The 19,026-nt window shown below is 32.1% G+C and carries 18 protein-coding genes, 1 tRNA gene and 1 other RNA gene; 9 read left to right on the top strand and 11 right to left on the bottom strand.

Annotated elements, in window-relative coordinates:
* Positions 1 to 84: 84 nt before the first annotated feature.
* The 4 genes from H1R17_RS00660 (at position 85) to H1R17_RS00675 (ending at position 2,628) form a co-directional block, all read left to right on the top strand.
* Positions 85 to 783, top strand: coding sequence for a hypothetical protein (locus H1R17_RS00660; RefSeq protein ID WP_163433112.1), 699 nt, complete (start codon positions 85 to 87; stop codon positions 781 to 783).
* A gap of 50 nt (positions 784 to 833) precedes the next feature.
* Positions 834 to 1,559, top strand: coding sequence for a hypothetical protein (locus H1R17_RS00665; protein WP_163433111.1), 726 nt, complete (start codon positions 834 to 836; stop codon positions 1,557 to 1,559).
* 62 nt (positions 1,560 to 1,621) lie between these two features.
* Complete coding sequence (locus tag H1R17_RS00670) at positions 1,622 to 2,038, top strand: twin-arginine translocase TatA/TatE family subunit (protein ID WP_220458693.1); 417 nt, start codon at positions 1,622 to 1,624, stop codon at positions 2,036 to 2,038.
* Positions 2,038 to 2,628: a phosphatase PAP2 family protein gene (locus tag H1R17_RS00675; protein WP_163433110.1), complete on the top strand. Its 591-nt coding sequence runs from the start codon at positions 2,038 to 2,040 to the stop codon at positions 2,626 to 2,628. The genes H1R17_RS00670 and H1R17_RS00675 overlap by 1 nt, the downstream gene beginning before the upstream one ends.
* Positions 2,629 to 2,660: 32 nt before the next feature.
* Here H1R17_RS00675 and H1R17_RS00680 read toward each other — a convergent pair whose 3' ends face one another.
* Both H1R17_RS00680 and H1R17_RS00685 read right to left on the bottom strand, forming a co-directional pair.
* Positions 2,661 to 3,119: a hypothetical protein gene (locus H1R17_RS00680; RefSeq protein ID WP_163433109.1), complete on the bottom strand. Its 459-nt coding sequence runs from the start codon at positions 3,117 to 3,119 to the stop codon at positions 2,661 to 2,663.
* Positions 3,120 to 3,143: 24 nt separating this feature from the next.
* Positions 3,144 to 3,785 carry an O-methyltransferase gene (locus tag H1R17_RS00685; RefSeq protein ID WP_163433108.1) on the bottom strand — a complete coding sequence of 214 codons (642 nt, stop codon included), beginning with the start codon at positions 3,783 to 3,785 and terminating at the stop codon, positions 3,144 to 3,146.
* 151 nt (positions 3,786 to 3,936) lie between these two features.
* On the opposite strand from H1R17_RS00685, the gene H1R17_RS00690 reads away from it, so the two are divergent.
* From H1R17_RS00690 to H1R17_RS00700, 3 genes are all read left to right on the top strand, one after another.
* Positions 3,937 to 4,125 carry a hypothetical protein gene (locus tag H1R17_RS00690; RefSeq protein WP_163433107.1) on the top strand — a complete coding sequence of 63 codons (189 nt, stop codon included), beginning with the start codon at positions 3,937 to 3,939 and terminating at the stop codon, positions 4,123 to 4,125.
* Between the two features lie 24 nt (positions 4,126 to 4,149).
* Complete coding sequence (rlmN, locus tag H1R17_RS00695; RefSeq protein WP_163433106.1) at positions 4,150 to 5,190, top strand: 23S rRNA (adenine(2503)-C(2))-methyltransferase RlmN; 1,041 nt, start codon at positions 4,150 to 4,152, stop codon at positions 5,188 to 5,190.
* Between the two features lie 112 nt (positions 5,191 to 5,302).
* On the top strand, positions 5,303 to 5,914 hold the full coding sequence (locus H1R17_RS00700; RefSeq protein ID WP_163433105.1) for a hypothetical protein: 612 nt from the start codon (positions 5,303 to 5,305) through the stop codon (positions 5,912 to 5,914).
* A 154-nt stretch (positions 5,915 to 6,068) separates the two neighbouring features.
* Here the strand turns inward: H1R17_RS00700 and H1R17_RS00705 are convergent, their stop codons facing one another.
* Positions 6,069 to 10,874, bottom strand: coding sequence for a T9SS type A sorting domain-containing protein (locus tag H1R17_RS00705; protein ID WP_163433104.1), 4,806 nt, complete (start codon positions 10,872 to 10,874; stop codon positions 6,069 to 6,071).
* Between the two features lie 131 nt (positions 10,875 to 11,005).
* Entirely contained in the window at positions 11,006 to 13,567 is a 2,562-nt protein-coding gene (locus tag H1R17_RS00710; protein ID WP_163433103.1) for a gliding motility-associated C-terminal domain-containing protein, read from the bottom strand.
* A 112-nt stretch (positions 13,568 to 13,679) separates the two neighbouring features.
* Here H1R17_RS00710 and H1R17_RS00715 point away from each other — a divergent pair, with 112 nt between their 5' ends.
* Positions 13,680 to 14,069: a hypothetical protein gene (locus tag H1R17_RS00715; RefSeq protein WP_163433102.1), complete on the top strand. Its 390-nt coding sequence runs from the start codon at positions 13,680 to 13,682 to the stop codon at positions 14,067 to 14,069.
* A gap of 15 nt (positions 14,070 to 14,084) precedes the next feature.
* Here the strand turns inward: H1R17_RS00715 and H1R17_RS00720 are convergent, their stop codons facing one another.
* From H1R17_RS00720 to murQ, 5 genes are read right to left on the bottom strand one after another with little or no spacing between them, the layout of a single operon-like run.
* Positions 14,085 to 14,507 (bottom strand): hypothetical protein, encoded by a 423-nt coding sequence (locus H1R17_RS00720; RefSeq protein ID WP_163433101.1) that lies wholly within the window; start codon positions 14,505 to 14,507, stop codon positions 14,085 to 14,087.
* Between the two features lie 42 nt (positions 14,508 to 14,549).
* Positions 14,550 to 15,359, bottom strand: coding sequence for a TerC family protein (locus H1R17_RS00725; RefSeq protein ID WP_163433100.1), 810 nt, complete (start codon positions 15,357 to 15,359; stop codon positions 14,550 to 14,552).
* Between the two features lie 3 nt (positions 15,360 to 15,362).
* On the bottom strand, positions 15,363 to 15,737 hold the full coding sequence (locus tag H1R17_RS00730; protein WP_163433099.1) for a DNA topoisomerase IV: 375 nt from the start codon (positions 15,735 to 15,737) through the stop codon (positions 15,363 to 15,365).
* 3 nt (positions 15,738 to 15,740) lie between these two features.
* Positions 15,741 to 15,971, bottom strand: coding sequence for a DUF6095 family protein (locus H1R17_RS00735; protein WP_163433098.1), 231 nt, complete (start codon positions 15,969 to 15,971; stop codon positions 15,741 to 15,743).
* Complete coding sequence (gene murQ, locus H1R17_RS00740; RefSeq protein WP_163433097.1) at positions 15,961 to 16,782, bottom strand: N-acetylmuramic acid 6-phosphate etherase; 822 nt, start codon at positions 16,780 to 16,782, stop codon at positions 15,961 to 15,963. Before murQ ends, H1R17_RS00735 begins: the two co-directional genes overlap by 11 nt.
* Before the next feature lie 92 nt (positions 16,783 to 16,874).
* On the opposite strand from murQ, the gene rnpB reads away from it, so the two are divergent.
* Positions 16,875 to 17,174, top strand: an RNA gene (gene rnpB / locus H1R17_RS00745) — RNase P RNA component class A.
* Between the two features lie 178 nt (positions 17,175 to 17,352).
* Here rnpB and H1R17_RS00750 read toward each other — a convergent pair.
* A tRNA-Ser gene (locus tag H1R17_RS00750) sits at positions 17,353 to 17,437 on the bottom strand.
* A gap of 104 nt (positions 17,438 to 17,541) precedes the next feature.
* A complete protein-coding gene (locus tag H1R17_RS00755) occupies positions 17,542 to 18,954 on the bottom strand; it encodes a sigma-54 dependent transcriptional regulator (RefSeq protein ID WP_220458694.1) in 1,413 nt (470 codons plus the stop codon).
* Between the last annotated feature and the right edge of the window lie 72 nt (positions 18,955 to 19,026).

The following is a 19,026-nucleotide window of genomic DNA, read 5'->3' on the forward strand; positions in this document are numbered from 1 at the left end:
ATTTATTTAACAATTGTTTATCAAGTTGCTGTTTATATTTTAACAGTTTAGCAGATACTTTTACGGCATATCAAATAAAACAGTATGAAGTATTATTATTTTTTAATTATTTTAGTATCAATAACGGCGTTTTCACAACAAAGAAACAGTTATAAAGTTCGATTAATGGCTAATGAAGTAGGTGTTTTTCCTTTAAAAGTAATCAATACTACTTCAAACGAAAGTGTTTTGTCTGATACAGCGGGCTTTTTAACGATGAATTTGAATGAAGGAGATGAATTGGTTGTCAACGAAAACGATTTTTATCAATTAAAATACAAAATTAAAAACACCGATTTAAAAGCTTCTATTGTTCGTATTTATTTAGAACCTATTAATACCGAATTAAGCACTGTTGAAGTACAAAAAATTACAGCAAAATCGCTTGGGGTTGATGGAAAAACCATTATGAGTAATACCCCCAACCCAAATCCTAACATGAATATGGATTTTAAAGCGATTTTTTTATGGATTGTTGGGAAAATAAGAGGAGAAAAAAGCGAGCCTTTTGTTCCAAGAAAGTCTACCGAAATGAATCCGTATGTAGCAGGATTACCACGAGATATTATGACCGATTATTTAAAAATCCCGAATGAGTTGGTAGAAAAATTTTATTATTATATGAACGATGATTATGAAATAGACTCGTACATAAAACAAAACGATGAAGCTAAATGGCGTATGCATTTGTTAGATAAATCGTTTCAATTTTTAGAACAAGAAAACGTTTTGCCTAATCGTTAAAATCGTTATAATAACATAGATGCTTTTAAAAGAATCAATAGCTTTGCATTATGAATAGAACCATTACGTATATTGTAGTATTGTTTTTTGTACTTTTTACCAACTTCACTTTTGCCCAAAGCAAAGTAGTTTTAGGAAAGGTAGTTGCTAAAACAAGAGATTTAGAAGGTATTTATGTAAAAAACGTAAATACCAATAAAGGAGTTTCTACACAAAAAGGCGGTTATTTTTCAATAGAAGCTAGTCCTAATGACACTTTGGTTATTTCTGCCATTCATTTAATAGGTCGTGAAAAAGTATTAACTTATACTGATATGAACAAATCGTTGGTTTTTGTACCTATGCAATTTGCCGATACTGTTTTAGATGAATTGGTTATTGATAGAACCATAACAAGTGAAAGTTTAGGCTTTGGTAAAGTAAAACGTTTAACACCTGCACAACGCAGATTGCACACAGCAACATCATCTGGTGGTGGTATTATTCCTGTTGATTTAATTGTAAATGCTATTTCTGGACGAACCAAAATGTTAGAAAAAGCAGTAGCTTTAGAACAAGAATATATTTTTGCAGAAAAGCTTTTAAATAAGTTTCCGTCAGATTTTTACACACAACGTTTGCAAATTCCAGAGCAATATTACATGGCTTTTGGATACTTTATCGCACAAGATCCGGTAATAGTTACTTCATACCAAACAGTTGCCGATACGCAACTTAGCCTGATGTATACCGAAAAAGCAACCGAATTTTTAGAGATTCTTCGCGTTTTAAAATAATAGTTTTATGTAACTTTGTAATTATAATTATGAATACACATAGTTTATAAAAAAATAAAATCATGTTTTTAGGCATATACACACATTCGCTTTTTATTTTTGGCGTTGGCGGAGGCGAAATGGTATTGATTGTTTTGGTTATTTTAATGCTTTTTGGTTCTGATAAAGTTCCCGAAATGGCACGTGGATTAGCTAGAATGATCAATCAGTTTAAAAGTGCTTCTAACGAAATTAAATCTGAAATAACCAAAAGTGTTGATGAAACAGGTGTTGTAAAGGATATCAAAGAAGCGGTTAAAATGGAAGATATTAAGAAACGTATTGGATTAGACGATATTAAAAAGAACATTGGGTACGATGAAATGAAAGAATCAATGAGTTTGGATCATTTTAATCCGATGAACGATGTGCAACAAGAAATTGATGCTGCTAAAGAAGATATCGAAAACATGACAGGACCTATTAAACGTCAAAAATAATGTTGGAGAGCCTCATTAATAAAGATCAACAACTACTGATTTATTTAAATAATTTAGGAACCGATTTTTGGGATCCTATTTTTATGTACATAACGCATCAAATTAATTGGTGGCCGTTTTTTGTGATCTTAATCTTCTTGTTATTAAAAAAGATTTCCTTAAAACAATTCGGTTTATTGGTATTGGTGTTGGCTTTATTTTTTGTTTTTACCGATCAAATGACAAACGTAGTAAAATACGCAGTAGCACGTTTACGCCCAGTGAACGATCCTGATATTTTACCACATTTACGTTATTTAAGAGGTGCCAACAGTCCGAGTTTCTTTTCTGGGCATGCGTCTAACTCTATGGGGTCTATTTTATTGATATTCCTTATCATGAAAAAGTATTACAAATACGCATGGGTTATTTTCTTTTTTCCGTTGCTGTTTGCTTACACCCGTATTTACTTAGCATTGCATTATCCGTTAGATATCTTATGTGGTTATTTGTTTGGCTTAGCATCGGGTACTTTATTTTACTTTATATTTAAGTACTTTAATAATAAATTCAACTTAAAAGATAAACAACAAAAAAACGCTTTCCATTAGAAAGCGTTTTTTTGTTGAGATTATTATTCTGTTTAATCGTTTGATTTGTTATTACATTTCTGTAGATGTTTAATAATATAATCAAAATGTCTTTTAGATTTTCTTGATTTTACATTGCTGTATCCAATATTAATAATTGTGTCAGTATAATTATAATAATATCCATTTTCATCTTTTCCTTTTATTGATCGTGGTAATTTATTATTGTACATGAATTCATAAAATGCAACAGAATCATTATTTATGATTTTCATCATATTGTCATAATTTTCTCCTGGAATTCCATTATCACTTGTTAGGTATAAGAAATCATTATTGTTATAAAACATATAAACATGATACTCTACACCATCAAATGATTTAATATTTAAATTCTTGTTATAAAAAACATTATAACATAAACTTCCAGTTTCATGCCCGTAATGTATAGACTTTATATTACCACAAGAAAACAACGCTAAACTTAAAATACCAAAAAAAAATTTATTCATATTAAAGTGATAAAACCATTTTATTTACAAAACCCTGCTAACTGTTAAACCATCTCTAATGGGTAGTAGAACGGTTTCAACACGTGGATCGTTGTTTACCATTTTGTTGTATTCTAATAATATCGGGGTCGATTTGTCGTTTTTCTTTACTTCTTCCAAAACCTTTCCGCTCCACAAAACATTATCGCTTAAAATAATACCGCCTTTATTCATCATAGGTACAATTAAATTCCAATAAGTAATATAGTTTTCTTTATCGGCATCAATAAAAACCAAATCAAATTTTTTGTTGAGTGTAGGTATAATTTCGGTAGCATTTCCAATGTGCTGAAAAATTCTTCCTTTGTAATCAGATAAATTAAAATATTTTTCTTGAATTTCTTCTAATTCTTCGTTAATATCAATAGTATCAATAGTACCATCGTTTTGTAAACCTTCGGCTAAACATAAAGTAGCATAACCTGTATACGTACCCAGCTCTAATATATGTTTGGGATAAATAATTTTAGACAACATGCTTAAAACCCTACCTTGAAAATGACCGCTTAACATGCGGGGTTGTAATATTTTTTGGTGCGTTTCTTTATTTAATTGTTGCAACAAAAGAGGTTCTTCTTGAGAGTGCGCAGCAACATAGTTTTCTAAATCTTCAGATATAAAATGCATGTTCTTTTTTTTGCAAAATTACGCAACATTTACAAATGAGTGCTTTTTAATAATAGCTTTTTTAAAATGTTAAAATTTAGATTATTTTACAGTTAAGTTTTTGTAACTATAAATAATTTGTATATTTAACCAACTTAACTAACTAATAATCATGAATACTAAATTTAAAAATGTAATTGTAGCTACTGGCTTTTTAGGATGTACACTTGTTTTAACGGCTATTGTATCATTAGGAACATCAACAGTGAACCAAACTAAGGAAACAAATGTTGCGTATTTAACAAAAGCTAAAATTACAGAACAAACTGTTTCTCCGCTTAATCAAGATTTATTAAAATAGTTGATTTTGTTGTAACTTTGCAACATGGATTCAACAAAAAAAGACATACGTAGTTTAACGAAAGAACAAATTCGCGACTTTTTTGTTTCGCAAGGTGATAAAGCTTTTCGAGGCAATCAGGTATATGAATGGTTATGGAGCAAAGGCGCACATAGTTTTGAAGATATGACCAATGTATCTAAAGAAACGCGTGTAATGCTTGAGCAGTATTTTGTAATCAATCATATTCAGGTAGATACCATGCAGCACAGCACCGATGGTACTATAAAAAATGCGGTACGTTTACACGATGGCTTAATTGTAGAATCTGTTTTAATTCCTACCGAAACCCGCACCACAGCCTGTGTATCTTCGCAAGTTGGTTGTAGTTTAGATTGTAACTTTTGTGCCACTGCACGTTTAAAACGCATGCGTAACTTGGCACCCGATGAAATTTACGATCAAGTAAAAGCTATCGATCAAGAAAGTCGTTTGTACCATAACCGTCCGTTGTCTAATATTGTATTTATGGGCATGGGCGAACCTTTGATGAACTATCCTAATGTGATGAAAGCCATTGATAAGATTACTTCTGATGAAGGTTTGGGCATGTCTCCAAAACGCATCACTGTATCTACATCGGGTGTATCAAAAATGATTAAAAAAATGGCCGATGATGAGGTAAAAGTTAAACTAGCCGTATCCTTACACTCTGCTATTGAGGAAACTCGAAATAAAATCATGCCTTTTACCAAGAGTTTTCCGTTGCCTGAACTTCGCGAAGCATTAGAATATTGGTACCGCAAAACAAAAAGTAAAATAACGTACGAATATGTGGTTTGGAAAGGCATTAACGATGATAAGAAAGCCATTGATGCATTGGTAAAATTTTGCAAGTATGTACCGTGTAAGGTAAATATTATTGAGTACAACCCAATTGATGATGGTGAATTTCAACAAGCCGATGCATCCGTTATTGATGCTTATATAAAAGCGTTAGATAATGCAGGTATTGTGGCAAAAGTACGCAGATCAAGAGGGAAAGATATTGATGCCGCCTGCGGACAATTAGCTAACAAATCATAAATAATACATCCTGTACTTTTGCTACAGGATTTTTTGTTTTTTTACTTTATCTTTTGTTCTTACAAACAAGCAACAAAAAAATGTTTTTTTAATTAGGTCTTAAACTTTTATTATGAAGAAGATTTTATTTATTAATGTATTGTATTTTAGTTTAATAGCAAACACTTTTTCTCAGAATAAAGATTATGAAATATATTCAATCTTACTTAATGATAAGGAAATTAACTGGACTAATAAGAATACAGCTTTGATTTTTAGTAAAACAGTAAAGCATGTTGAGAGTAGTGATGTTTTATTGGAGTTAAAAGCTAATTTAAATGGTGTACCTGATTATATGGATAGTTATTTAGATGAAAATCTAATTAAAGTTTACAATTCTGATGAAAATTTAAGATTGGCACTATTAGGATTATTAAAAGGATCGAAAAATAGTATTAAAATAGACTCTTTTATTAATCCACAATTCAAACTGAAATTAATTAATAAACGTAATTTTGAATCTTTCTTTAAAAAAGATATCAATGAAGGTTGGAATCAAATAAATAAGAAATATCAATCGAATTTGGTTGTTGAATTTTCTAAAGTAAGTTTTTCTGGAAAATACGCTGCAGTTTATTACAGAATATATTGTGGTGGTTTATGCGGATCAGGAGATATTTTCGTTTTTGAAAATAGAAATAACAAGTGGTTTATTATATCTACAATTAATTTGATACGGGGTTAGCTTTATTTAGTATATTTTAAAAACGAGTGACAAAGTATAGGTTTTAAAATTAAATTCACCATTGATAAACATTACAGTCCTCTTATGATAAAAAAATGACTTGAATTATTGAAATTTCAAGTCATTTTTATTTATTTACTTTAGATTAATAATTCTACTTCTTAATAACCTTCACAAATTGTGACTGACTTTCCGAGCTAACTCTTACCATGTAGGCACCTGAGCTAAATCTTGAAAAATCTATTTTTACCAATTCAACATCAAACTTTTGGCTAAATATTCGCTGACCCGTTATACTATAAATTTCAACTTGATCAATTTTTTGATGATATGAAATAGTAAGTTCATTATCAATTGGGTTAGGGTAATATCTTAAACTATCAAGATCTAAATTATTAACGCCTAAAGTAATATTTACTTTTACTGCTGTAGGGTAACTAGGACATCCATTAGCATCAATAATTACTCCATAATAAGTAGTTCCATCTACTAATAAATCATTGGCATTTAAAGCGTTCATTCTATTAATAGCATCTGTATAACTTAAATACCAGGTAATGTTTGGTTGGTTCATTACTAAATCAGAAGCTTTTGCTTGATGAGTAAAACTTTGAACTGCACTTCCTGTTGGTGCACTTGGTCTTGAATTTACTTGTACATGTACACTTGTTCTATTAGAAATACATCCATTATTGTCTATAGCAACATAATAATATCCCGTTGTTAAAGCATAATTACTAGGTAATGAAGATGTTGAAACATTATCTACAAACCAAACATACTTTAGATTAGTACTTCCTGCAAGGTACAAATCGGCTACTGTAGCACCATCACATAAAACAAAATTAGTCATAACAGGCGCTGTAGTTGAATAAATACGTACTGCTACAGCAACTCTTGCCGATTTACAAGGCACTATTTCTTGCTCTACATAATAAGTTCCATTTTTTAAAGCTGTTGATGCAGCTAACGGAGTGGTTGATTGAAAAGAATCGTACCAATATACTTTAGCCCCTGGTAAAGATCCAATTACTAAATCGCTTATAAGTGCTTTATCACAAAAATTTTGAGCAGTAACCGTTGGTACAGGAACATTTGTTGATACTGATACCTGAATTGGTTTTCTAACTGATTCACACATATTATTAGTAAAAGTGCTAACATAATATGTACCCGAAACCAGTACTTGTGTTTTTGGCAACTCTTGTGTACTTGTTGCAGAGGCATACCATTTTAATTGTGTACTTGAAAAACTATCAAGCGAAATATCTTGTAAAGTAGCAACATCACAAATAACTAAACTAGTTGTTGTTATAGGTTGATTTGGATAAATTGTTACTTTTACCGCTAAACGATTAGTACTTTCACAACCGTTTACAGTTTGCGATGCATAATAAGTTGAACCATTTACTAAGACAGTTGAAGAGTTTAGTAGATTCCCTCCTATTGCTTTATCAAACCATTTTATATTAGAACCAGTTGCAGTTAAATCTGCTATTTTTGGAACAAATGGGCTACAAAAATCTTGTGTAGAAAATCCTACAGGAACATTAGTATTTTGTATGGTTACTTGAATACCTGTTCTTGCAACGCTTTCACAACCATTTATTGTTTGCGATGCGTAATAATTGCCCGATAAAAGTACATCGGTATTTTTTAATGGAGTACCTCCTACAGGGAAATTGTACCATTTTACATTAGAACCTGTTACAACTAAATCATTTACAGTTGCTTGAGCACTAAGACAAAATAACTGACTAGATGTGATAGGTGTAGCAACATCAACCGGTTGAGTTACAACCATAGTATGATTATATGCGCAACCATTTACATCGGTTATTAAAACTGTGTAGTTTCCAGCTGTTAAATTTGTTACACTAGCTGATTGCGCACCATTAGACCATGTATATTTATAAGGTGCTGTACCACCAGTTGGAACTACTGATAATGATCCATCTGTTCCACCAAAACAAGTAACATTTACCTGCGAATGCGTTGCAGTTAACAAAGTTGGCTCTAAAACAGTTACTGATTGCGTTTCAGAACAACCAAAACCATCTGTAACTATTACAGTATAAACACCTTTATTTAAATTATTAATTGTTTGTGTAGTAGCACCTGTAGACCAACTATACACATAAGGAGTTTTACCTCCTGATACATTTGCTGTAATAGAGCCGTTTACAGCCCCATTACATGTAATATCTTTTTTATCAAGAGTAAGAACCATATTTGTAAAAGGCACTACATTTACATTTTGATTCACCTTACATCCATTAGCATCGGTAACTGATAATACATAGCTACCAGGACTAATATTATCTGCATTAGCAGTTGTTAAGCCATTAGACCATGCATAAGAATAAGGTGTTGTACCTCCACTAACCGTTGTAATTACCGAATTTACCGTTGCACCATTACATCCCGCTTTTACTTGATTTGTTGCTAATTGTAATACAGTAGGCTCTGTAATAGTTACTGCACTATTAGTAACACAACCATTTGCATCTGTTACTTTTACTGTATATTGACCTATTGATAATTGACTAATTTTAGATGTTGTTGCACTTGTACTCCATAAGTACGTATACGGAGCTGTTCCTCCTACTACATTTACAATTGCCTCGCCATTATTACTACCAAAACAAGTACTGTTTTTATGAGTAATGGTGGCTACCAATGCATTAGGCTCAGTAATTGTTACTTGTTCCGTTTTACTACAATTATTAGTATCCTTTACCTCAACAGAATAAACACCTGGCGATAAACCTGTTACTTTTGCTGTTGTTGCATTATTATGAGACCATAAATAGGTATAAGGTGCTGTTCCTCCTGATGGTGTTACCTCTGCCGTTCCATTGTTCTGTCCTTTACAACTTACATTGGTACTTTTTAAAGAAGCACTTAAAACAATAGGTTGCGTAATTGTAACACTAGCATTTGCAAAACATCCATTAGCATCTGTTACTTTTACTGTATAAGTACCAGGAGCTAATTGATTTAAGGATGCTGTTGTAGCTCCATTTGACCATAAATAAGTATATGGAGTATTACCACCTGATACTGTTGTTGTTATTGTTGCATTTGCTGCTCCATTACAAGTAACATTTTTTTGAGTGATACTAATACTAACTTCAGGAACTGTTAAAGTAACTATAACCGATTCTAAATTAGGTACGCAACCACTTTTAACTATTACTTTATACTTATATCCATTTAATGATTTTGAAGCATTTGTGATTGTTAGGGTATTGGTAGTTACACCGCTATATATTGTATTATTGGTTAAATCGGTAAAACCAGAACCTGTATCTACCTGCCATTGATACCCTACACTATTATTAGCACTTACAGAAAAACTAGTACTGCTGCCAGCACATACCAATTTATTAGCTGGTTGTGAAACAATAACTGGTGTTAGTGTTACATTCAATTGTAAAGCAACCACTTTAGAACATTGTCCTAATTGCAATAACACATAAACAGTTGTATTAGCTGATGTATATGCAGCAGGATTTACAATCGTATTTGTATTTGCAGCTATTGCATCGGCCTGATTTTGGTAAAACTTATATGTTACACCAGCAATAGTACTAATTAAAGGCTGAGCCGTGGTAAGATCAAAGACAGCAGGAGACGAAGTTGAACAAACAGTTAAACTTGCATTTTGAGCGGTTACTAATGAATTATTTACGACACTTACTGTTTTAGAAAAAGAACAATTACCACCATCTTTCACAGTAACAGTATAATTACCAGAATTAGTAACTGTTATACTTGGTGTTGTTGCCCCTGTTGACCATAAATAAGTGAGTGTAGTACCAGTAGCAGTAGCAGTTAAAACGGTAGAAGTTGTATCGCAAATTAAAAGATTACCCGAAATTTGAACATTAGGATCTATACTAGATGTTAAATTTACACTTGCTGTACTAGAGCATGTTCCATTTGAATTTGTTAATGTATAGGTTCCACCATTACTAACTGTAATAGATTGTGTTGTAGCTCCATTAGACCATGTATTACCTGTTGCAATACTAGAAGTTAAAGTAGCTGTATCTCCTGGACAAAGATGTGTTAAAGTTGAAGTTATATTAACACTAATTGATTTATCAATAAATTTAAAAGATCCTATTTGTCTACAAGAACTTGTATTTCCATTAGGATCTTGATATTTAATACTATAATAATAAACTGTTGAAGCTGTTACAGTTGCTGGCGATGCAATAGGACTTTTCCCCGTTAATGCATCATTTGATGATAAATGATAGGTTACAACAAAGTTTTGATTGTTGTTTAAGATTCCTGCTGAAAGCGTTGTAAAATCAAAACTAAATGAACCTGTACAAACCAAAATTTCACGAGGGTCTGAAGGATTAGCAGCAGCAACACCAGGGGCTACAAAAGGGTTTGGTGCTATGGTACTATTAAGAAATGGATCAGCCAAAGTAGCTGTTCCTCCCCAAGTTAAAGTAAAAGGAGCAATACTATTAAAGCCACCGCCTACCCAGTTATCAATAAAAAGATAATAAGTTTCACCTGCAATAACATCTAAATATTTACAAAAAGGCGTGGTTGATCCTGGAGCACCTGTTGTAATTGTACTTGTTAAATTCAAACCAGTGTTACCAAACGTTCCAGCAGCATTACAACGTATAGGTGTTCCTTTAGATGCACATGTAACATTAGGACCATAAACTGCCCAATCATAATCAACAGCTGACGTAGGTGCGATTACAAAAGTTAAAGTACCGCTAGTTGCAACTTGGAATTTGTACCAAACCGAATTATTTTCTCCACCTTGAGCTAAACAACCACCTAAAGATTCATTAACATTACCAAAACCAATGGGGGAATAATTAATGTTTGAATTACCACAAATACTTAATGCTGTATCACAATCTTGTTGAGCAATCGCAATATTGCTCAAAATAAGAAAAATTAAAAGTAAAACCTTTTTCATTGAATAGTAGCTGATAAAATCGACAAATTATTTTTATTATCTTAATCTTTTATTATTAACAATGATAAGACGCTACTTTCTAAAAAATGTTACATATCTTTTTACATTATTTTTGTATTGTATTAACATTTTTATTTAACTTCTCTAAGTACTTGAATATACCCTGTTTTATAAGGTCTTTTTAAAACGTAAACAGAACAAAAATAAGTACCCGAAGGTAACATTCCGCCATTATTGTCTTGTCCAAACCATTCATTTTTATAATCCTCTTTAGTATAAACTTCTCTACCGTATCTATTGTAGATAATAATTTTACTCACAAAATAATTTGACAAATCTAAATAATCATTAGCACCGTCTCCATTAGGCGAAATTCCTTTAGGGATTTCAAACTCTGGAATATTTAAATCAGAACATCTTGTACATGGCACAACAGGATCAACAATGTATTCAGAACCTATATTTACCGTATTAACAAACGCTCCAATATGATCTGCTGGCACACGAAGTTTTACATTATAAATTACTTCTTGATGTACTTCCAAAATATCAATAATATCTGATAAATTTCCTGTTCCTGTTTTTCCATTACCACTCCATGTCATTTCTGTTGTTTGATGTGGCATTGGATCTTCAACCAACACAGCAATCGCTTTTTGCGGTCCTTTATTGACAACTTTAATAGTATAATTTAAATAGTCATCATTTTTATAAAAATCCGCATTATCATCTTTTATTGCATCAATATCAGCAACAAAAGCTTCTACAGTAGCAGTATCTTTATTGTTACCTGAATTAGTATCTTCAAAATCTCCTGTTACTGTACCAGTATTCAAATAATCTCCTGAACCACCAATTTTACATTTTATAATAAGATCCTCGCTTTGATTAGGTGCTAACGAACCAATTGTCCAAGTACCAGAAGTACTATCATATGACCCTTTTGTAGCAGACGAAGAAACATAAATTAAACCACTTGGCAACACATCTTTAGCAATTGCATTTGGTTCGGTAAAATGTGGATTTAAATTGGTAACTGTTAAAGTAAACGTTATATCTAAATTATCTTGAAATGTACGTTCTTTGATCATTTCGAGATCAGAACAAGGGTCAACCTTAACTTCTAAAGGGGTAGAAACTCCAGACAAGCCACAATCTCTCATAACTTGAACTGAGTAACTTCCTGTTTCTGTTATTTGTAATGAATTTTTAGTAGTTGTTTGATGTTTAGCTCCATCTTTATACCAAACATATTGACTAAAACCAGAATCAGCTTCTAATGTTACACTACAATCACTATTTCGTTTTGCAAAAACAGGTGTATTGGCAGCCTCACCAAAAGATGAGAAAAATGCCGACATAGAAAACCCTCCACCTTGTTGCACCAAACTTGTAGTTAATGGCATTGTTGAAGTAATAATTAAGTTTAAAGGATTAGCAATTTGAACATTATTAAAAGTTATTAAATAAAACCCCGTTGTACCTATAGGAACACGCAAATTACCTGTAACAACTTCTATATTTTGTCCGTTTACAAAAACAGGTACTGTATTACTTTCTATTACGCAAAAACCAAAATATGGAAGATTACCGTTATTATAATTAATAAATTTCTTAGTTTGTATATTTAAAGATCCGGAACATCCACCGATAGGTAATACAGTGGAAATATCAGTTTCACAATCAACAGCAGTTCCAGAATATACAATAACATTATTATCTGATGTAATAAGGGTGGAAGAAAACAAGTCTCTACCATTACCATGATAAAATGTAAAACTTTCTCCTGCATTAAATAAATTAATAGGGAAAGAAGCTCCAAAAGGCGTTCCATTTGCATTAAAATGCTGTATATTAAGAACAGTATTATCTTTTGAGGCAACCACTGTTGTTTGTTCTGAACCAAAACCTTGTTGTGCTTGTTGTGGAGTTGGTGCTGTACCTTCGCCTCTTACAACCAAATACTTATTTCCCAAAGATTGAATAGGCGCAATTTGATCAAAAGTTCCATCTTCACCATCTTGACCACTAAAACCACACAATTGAGGAGTATCTCCATAGCTACCTGTATTCATCACCACTAATTTGTCCGCTTTTATTAAAGACCCTAATGGTGCATTAAACAAATAACTTTGACCTTTATTTAATGTAATGTTACTAGTAGGTAATTGTACACTAGTATTATCTTCAGTTGCCATAATACTATAAATAGGAGCACTCATATTCAACCCCAATACAGAAGCTCTATAATAGCCTACTCTAAATTCTAACCCTAGACCTTCCGCACCAAAACTCACTAAAGATGCATTTCCTTTAATATTGGCCACAGTACTACCAGGTGCATCAGAAGCAATATTTCTAACGTTTACTATGACCGGATGGCTCGCTGTTACAATCAATCCTTTGGCATTTTCAATAGTATTTAAAGGATTTTTTGTTGAAGTTGCAATAGCTCCTAAAAAACGATATGATACTGGATTGTTTTCAGTAACCGTAAAATTTGTAACCAAAGTACCATCACTTTTGGTTATTTCAACTGTTACATTAGTATTAGGCTCAACTGTACCAATTACAATCTCGTTAGCATCGTTCCAATATTGCCATGGGGCTGGTGCGATATAATGCTGCTTATAATATTGCGCAAAACACATGTTTACACACAAAAACAATAACACTAAGTAAATTTTTTTCATAAAATCACAATAATAAGTTAACAAATATAACATACTGTTATGTAAATCGAATACACTTTCCAAACAATTTTCATAATTTTTTTTTTGTAAATTTGTAACTTAAATAATAATTATGGGTGTTTTATTAGAAGAGGAAATTGTTATATGCAAAGAGTTAAAACACAGCATTTCATCAGCAATAAACGAAGAAAAACAAGTAATTGTACATTGTGCTATTCATGCTGTTGATTTTGGCGATGCAGCTCGTATTTGGAGAAGTACCTATTTAATTGATAGAACTTCTGGCAAAAAACACGAATTACTTTTTGCTGAAGGAATTAGTTATGCCCCTCAATGGACGTTGATTCCTTTTAATAATCCGTTAGAGTTTACTTTAATTTTTAAAGGTTTGCCTAAAGGTTGTTTGGTTTTTGATTTGGTGGAAATTATTCCAGAAGATGGTGGTTTTGAAATTTTAAACATTACCAGAAACAATAGTGATGTATATCATGTAACTATATAAAAAAAAGAAAAGGTATTACCTTTTCTTTTTTTCTGCATTCTGAATATCTTTTGTTTCAATATTATTTCCCTGCTGCTCATCTTGTATAAAATCTTGAACGTTATATACTACTCTGCGCAACATAGCTTCTCTATTTCTAGCGGGGCCTATTTCTTGTAAAGACATTCTGTTATTTAATGTGGCTACATCGTTTCCTAACTGCTTTGCTCCAATATTGACACGAATACCAATGGTAGCTTCTTCTGGAATATCTCTAAAAACTTCGGTTAAATGTCTTCTCCAATCAAAATCTTTTAAATCATGAAAACGATCTGCATTAACTGTCATAAAAACCGTTTTAATCTCATTAACAATTTCAATATCCGTTTTTACTTCTTGTGCTTGTGCTTGTTGCATCCATCCAAATGCAAGAAAAGCGAAAAAAAATACCTTTTTCATATTATTTCTTTTGTTTCTATTAAAGGTATAAAAAAAATCGGACTAAACCGATTTTTTTCTTAAACGCATATTTAAAAATTCTACCACTAGCGAAAAAGCAATGGCAAAATACAAATATCCTTTAGGAACTGCACCAATATGTTCGCCTGCTAAAACAGCTTCTGATAAGTGCATAGATTCTGTTGTTAGCATAAATCCAATTAAAATTAAAAAGGATAATGCTAATATTTGAATAGAAGGGTTTTTGTTTACAAATTTACCTACGGGCACTGCAAAAGCCATCATTACGGCAACTGATACAATAACGGCTGTAATCATAATAATTAATTCTGGACGTTGCCCCCAAATTTCAACATTTGCTGGATACAAACCGTTGGTCATTCCCACTGCTGTTAAAATACTATCGACAGAGAAAATTAAATCAATCATTAAAATTTGAGCAATTACTGACGAAAAAGATACCGAACGTTTTTGAGTAGCTTCTTTAGAATCGGTAATGTGTTCGATATGATTTACTTTTTCGTGAATTTCTTTGGTTGATTTATATATCAAGAAAATTCCTCCACCTAATAGAATTAAAGCTTGTCCGTTGATATGTGCACTAAACCAACCCCAATCTATAGAAAACAAAGGCGCTTTCATACGTGTTAACCATGAAATAGCAAATAATAAGGCAATACGCATAAACATTGCCAAAAACAAACCAATTTGAGTCGCTTTTTTACGCTTTTCTTCGGGTAATTTTCCTGTTACAATAGATATAAAAATAACGTTATCAATACCTAAAATAATTTCTAAAAAGGTAAGGGTTAAGAAAGCAATAATAGCTTCTGATGTAAATAGTATTTCCATAAATTATTGGTTTGTTTTTTTAATTTCTCCTTTTTGTTTGTTTACATCGCCTACAATATTGTACTCAAACGTGTATCCATCTTTAGTAGTTGAAAGTATTTTCATTTGAACGGCTTTTTTCTCGGCCATATTTTTTGGATGTAGTTTTTGTAAAATATATTCGCAATCGTTTACCCAACGAATACTTGCGGTATCGGTTTTGCCGTTGTAAGTTTCAATTTCGTATTGTTCTGTTCTAACAAAGGTTGATGTATGTTTTTCTCCATTGATTTCTTGTTCAAATGAAAAAGTTCCTGTTTTAAAATCGGTACAATTTCGTTCTTGATTGTAACATCCTACCAAAGCTAAAGGCAGTATTAATAAAAATAATTTCTTCATAATTTAATCGTTAAATAAACCGCTAACTAAGGTGCGTAAACCTATAAAAAATAAATACATTGAAAATAAACATACTAAACATCCTACAATTAGTACAGGATAGTATAAAAAATGTTCGGGGTTTTTAAATGACGAATTAATGATAATTGGGCCTACAAACATTAAAGGTATGGCAAAAAATATTTTTTGTAAACCTTTGTAAATTTTTGATTTATCGGTTTCTTTATTTTCCATATTTTAAGTAATTATCAATGGCATTGCGCACATTTCCGTATTCTTTAATTAAAGCTGATGCTACACTTTCGGATACATTTAATTCATACATCACCATTTTAGTAGCACGATTGACTAATTTATGGTTTGATAATTTCATATCAACCATTTTATTTCCTTTTACATGACCTAACTGTATCATGGTTGCAGTAGAGATCATATTTAAAACCAATTTTTGAGCTGTACCTGCTTTCATACGAGAACTGCCTGTTACAAATTCGGCACCCACTACAGGCACAATAGCAAATTGAGCTGATGTTGCCAATGGGCTACCTGGATTACAAGTGATACCCGCTGTAGGAATGTTATTTTGATTGCAAAAATCAATTCCCCCTAAAACATACGGTGTTGTACCTGAGGCAGCAATACCAATTAAAAAGTCGTTACTGTTAATGTTGTAAGTTTTTAAATCATCAATTACTTGTTGGGCATCGTCCTCGGCATTTTCAACCGCTTTACGAATCGCATCATCGCCACCCGCTATTAAACCAATAACCAAATCAAACGGAACACCAAAAGTAGGAGGGCATTCGGAAGCATCAACAATACCTAATCTGCCCGAAGTGCCTGCTCCGATATAAAACAAGCGTCCGCCATTTTTTAATTGCGAAACAATTTTAACAACCGTTTTTTCTATCTCAGGAATTACTTTTTGTACAGCTAAAGGAACTGTTTGATCTTCATTATTAATGTTGATAAGTAAATCAGCAACACTCATCTGCTCTAAATGAAGGTAGTTAGATTCAGACTCGGTTATTTTATGGAAGGTCATAAACAAAAGTATTAGCAACAAATTTAGTCAAAATTTTAATTTAGAAGTAAAATTTGTAGGAAGAAAACCAAATTTCGTAGTACTTTTGCAGGCAAGTAGACCGCCTTATCGCTGGCTTATGTCAGAGGAAAGTCTGGGCACCATAGAGCAGAATAGCGGGTAACGCCCGTCCGTTGTAAAGCGAGGACAAGTGCAACAGAAAGTATGTACAGTTAGGCTGTAGTGAAACCAGGTAAACTCTATTCGGTGAAATGCCATGTATACCAACGTTAAGTGCTGCTCGTGCATGTTGGAGGGTAGGCAGATGGAGCTTTTGAGTAATTGAAAGCCTAGATAAATGATAAGGGAAAATTTATTTTTTACAGAACCCGGCTTATAGGTCTACTTTTTTATTTAAAAACTTCTTCTAAAAATAATAAAATATGTTGCTTTTTATTTTATTGAATGCTGAATATTTATAATTGTACTTATAAGTACTTTGTTTAATTTGACTGTAAGCTTTTTGAACATTCCTTGTATAATCCTAATATAGAAAGAAAAAAGCCTACAATTATATTGTAGGCTTTTTTGCGGAGAAAGAGGGATTCGAACCCCCGGACCTGTTACAGTCAACAGTTTTCAAGACTGCCGCATTCGACCACTCTGCCATTTCTCCATTAACAAAACAACATCCTCTGTTGTTTTTTTCAATTGTGGTGCAAATATAATCATTTTCTACTTACAAACAATTTTTTAAAGTATTTTTATTACTCTAATTTCTTAGAGCTCTATATCGTATAATTTTAATTTATTGTACAGCGTTTTTCTATCGATTCCTAAAATTTGGGCAGCTTTTGTTTTGTTGTATTTGGCTTTTTCTAAAGCTACTTTAATAAGCTGTTCTTCATTTTTAGAAGAATATAATTTTAAATCTTCTTGGCGAGTTTCTCCCTCGGTTCTCACAACATCAAAGTCGCCATTGTTTTTTAAAACATTTTGTTGAAACATTTCTGCAGGTAACACATCAACATCAATTACATTGTTTTTTGACAATAAAACGGCACGCTTAATTACATTTCGCATTTCGCGCAAGTTACCCGGCCATTCATAATCTAAAAACAAATGCGTCACTTCATCAGACAAACCTTCTACATTTCGTTCTAATTCTTCATTAGATTGTGCAATAAAGAAATGAGCAAACTCAAGTACATCTTTTCCTCTTTCGTGCAAACGTGGCGCTTGAATTGAGAATTCGTTTAACCTGTGATACAAATCTTCTCTAAAATCACCTGCACGTACTGCTTTTTGTAAATCTTCATTGGTAGCCGCAATAATGCGGATATCAACATCTATTTCCTTACTGCTTCCTACAGGTTTTACCTTACGCTCTTGTAAAGCACGTAATAATTGTACTTGTACATCGTAGGTTAAATTCCCAACTTCATCTAAAAAAATAGTTCCGCCATTTGCAGCTTCAAAATGACCAATTTTATCGGTTGTTGCACCTGTAAACGATCCTTTAATGTGTCCAAAAAATTCACTTGCTGCTAAATCTTTAGGTATTGCACCACAATCAACAGCCACATAAGGCATATTTGAACGTTTGCTTAATTTATGTATAGAATAGGCAATGTTTTCTTTTCCTGTACCACTATCGCCAATAATTAAAACCGAAATATTGGTTGGAGCTACTACATTAACAAAATCATGTAATTCTTTAGATTTTACACTTTTTCCTGTAATAAAATGGCTACCTGTGTACGCATTCTTTAAAGGACGCGTTTCTTTTGTAGTAGCAACATCTGATTGAGAATATTGATTGTTATTTTCAGACTTACTTTCTAAAGCCTTGTGAATGGTATGTAAAATTTCTTCTGAATTGATAGGCTTTGCAACATAATCAAAAGCGCCTAATTTCATAACATTAACAGCTGTTTTAATATCAGTGTAACCCGTCATTAAAATAACTTGAATGCGCGCATTGATATCTTTGATGAATTGTAAAATTTCGATTCCATCACTATCGGGTAAACGAACATCTGTTAAAACCAAATCAATCTTTTCACTATTTAAAAGAACTTCGGCCTCTTTAAAAGAAAATGCATTAAAAACTTCGAACCCCTTTTTGGTTAAAAACGTTTTTAACATTAAGCAGAAAGAAACATCGTCTTCTATAATTAGTATTTTACTCATTATCATTAGTGTTTAAACTAAGTGTTATGTTTTAGTGTATTTTGGAAAGGTACAAAAAAAACAAGTAGGTAT

Source organism: Flavobacterium sp. xlx-214, from assembly GCF_013874595.1.
In the GTDB taxonomy this organism is placed as follows: Bacteria; Bacteroidota; Bacteroidia; order Flavobacteriales; family Flavobacteriaceae; genus Flavobacterium.

What these genes read in the sequence shown, in the direction of transcription:
- H1R17_RS00685 (WP_163433108.1), bottom strand. Translation starts at nt 3,785, where the DNA reads ATGCATTTTATATCTGAAGATTTAGAAAACTATGTTGCTGCGCACTCT.
- H1R17_RS00690 (WP_163433107.1), top strand. Translation starts at nt 3,937, where the DNA reads ATGAATACTAAATTTAAAAATGTAATTGTAGCTACTGGCTTTTTAGGA.
- H1R17_RS00715 (WP_163433102.1), top strand. Translation starts at nt 13,680, where the DNA reads ATGGGTGTTTTATTAGAAGAGGAAATTGTTATATGCAAAGAGTTAAAA.
- H1R17_RS00725 (WP_163433100.1), bottom strand. Translation starts at nt 15,359, where the DNA reads ATGGAAATACTATTTACATCAGAAGCTATTATTGCTTTCTTAACCCTT.
- H1R17_RS00730 (WP_163433099.1), bottom strand. Translation starts at nt 15,737, where the DNA reads ATGAAGAAATTATTTTTATTAATACTGCCTTTAGCTTTGGTAGGATGT.
- H1R17_RS00700 (WP_163433105.1), top strand. Translation starts at nt 5,303, where the DNA reads ATGAAGAAGATTTTATTTATTAATGTATTGTATTTTAGTTTAATAGCA.
- H1R17_RS00675 (WP_163433110.1), top strand. Translation starts at nt 2,038, where the DNA reads ATGTTGGAGAGCCTCATTAATAAAGATCAACAACTACTGATTTATTTA.
- rlmN (WP_163433106.1), top strand. Translation starts at nt 4,150, where the DNA reads ATGGATTCAACAAAAAAAGACATACGTAGTTTAACGAAAGAACAAATT.
- H1R17_RS00665 (WP_163433111.1), top strand. Translation starts at nt 834, where the DNA reads ATGAATAGAACCATTACGTATATTGTAGTATTGTTTTTTGTACTTTTT.
- H1R17_RS00705 (WP_163433104.1), bottom strand. Translation starts at nt 10,874, where the DNA reads ATGAAAAAGGTTTTACTTTTAATTTTTCTTATTTTGAGCAATATTGCG.
- H1R17_RS00710 (WP_163433103.1), bottom strand. Translation starts at nt 13,567, where the DNA reads ATGAAAAAAATTTACTTAGTGTTATTGTTTTTGTGTGTAAACATGTGT.
- H1R17_RS00680 (WP_163433109.1), bottom strand. Translation starts at nt 3,119, where the DNA reads ATGAATAAATTTTTTTTTGGTATTTTAAGTTTAGCGTTGTTTTCTTGT.
- murQ (WP_163433097.1), bottom strand. Translation starts at nt 16,782, where the DNA reads ATGACCTTCCATAAAATAACCGAGTCTGAATCTAACTACCTTCATTTA.
- H1R17_RS00660 (WP_163433112.1), top strand. Translation starts at nt 85, where the DNA reads ATGAAGTATTATTATTTTTTAATTATTTTAGTATCAATAACGGCGTTT.
- H1R17_RS00735 (WP_163433098.1), bottom strand. Translation starts at nt 15,971, where the DNA reads ATGGAAAATAAAGAAACCGATAAATCAAAAATTTACAAAGGTTTACAA.
- H1R17_RS00720 (WP_163433101.1), bottom strand. Translation starts at nt 14,507, where the DNA reads ATGAAAAAGGTATTTTTTTTCGCTTTTCTTGCATTTGGATGGATGCAA.
- H1R17_RS00670 (WP_220458693.1), top strand. Translation starts at nt 1,622, where the DNA reads ATGTTTTTAGGCATATACACACATTCGCTTTTTATTTTTGGCGTTGGC.
- H1R17_RS00755 (WP_220458694.1), bottom strand. Translation starts at nt 18,954, where the DNA reads ATGAGTAAAATACTAATTATAGAAGACGATGTTTCTTTCTGCTTAATG.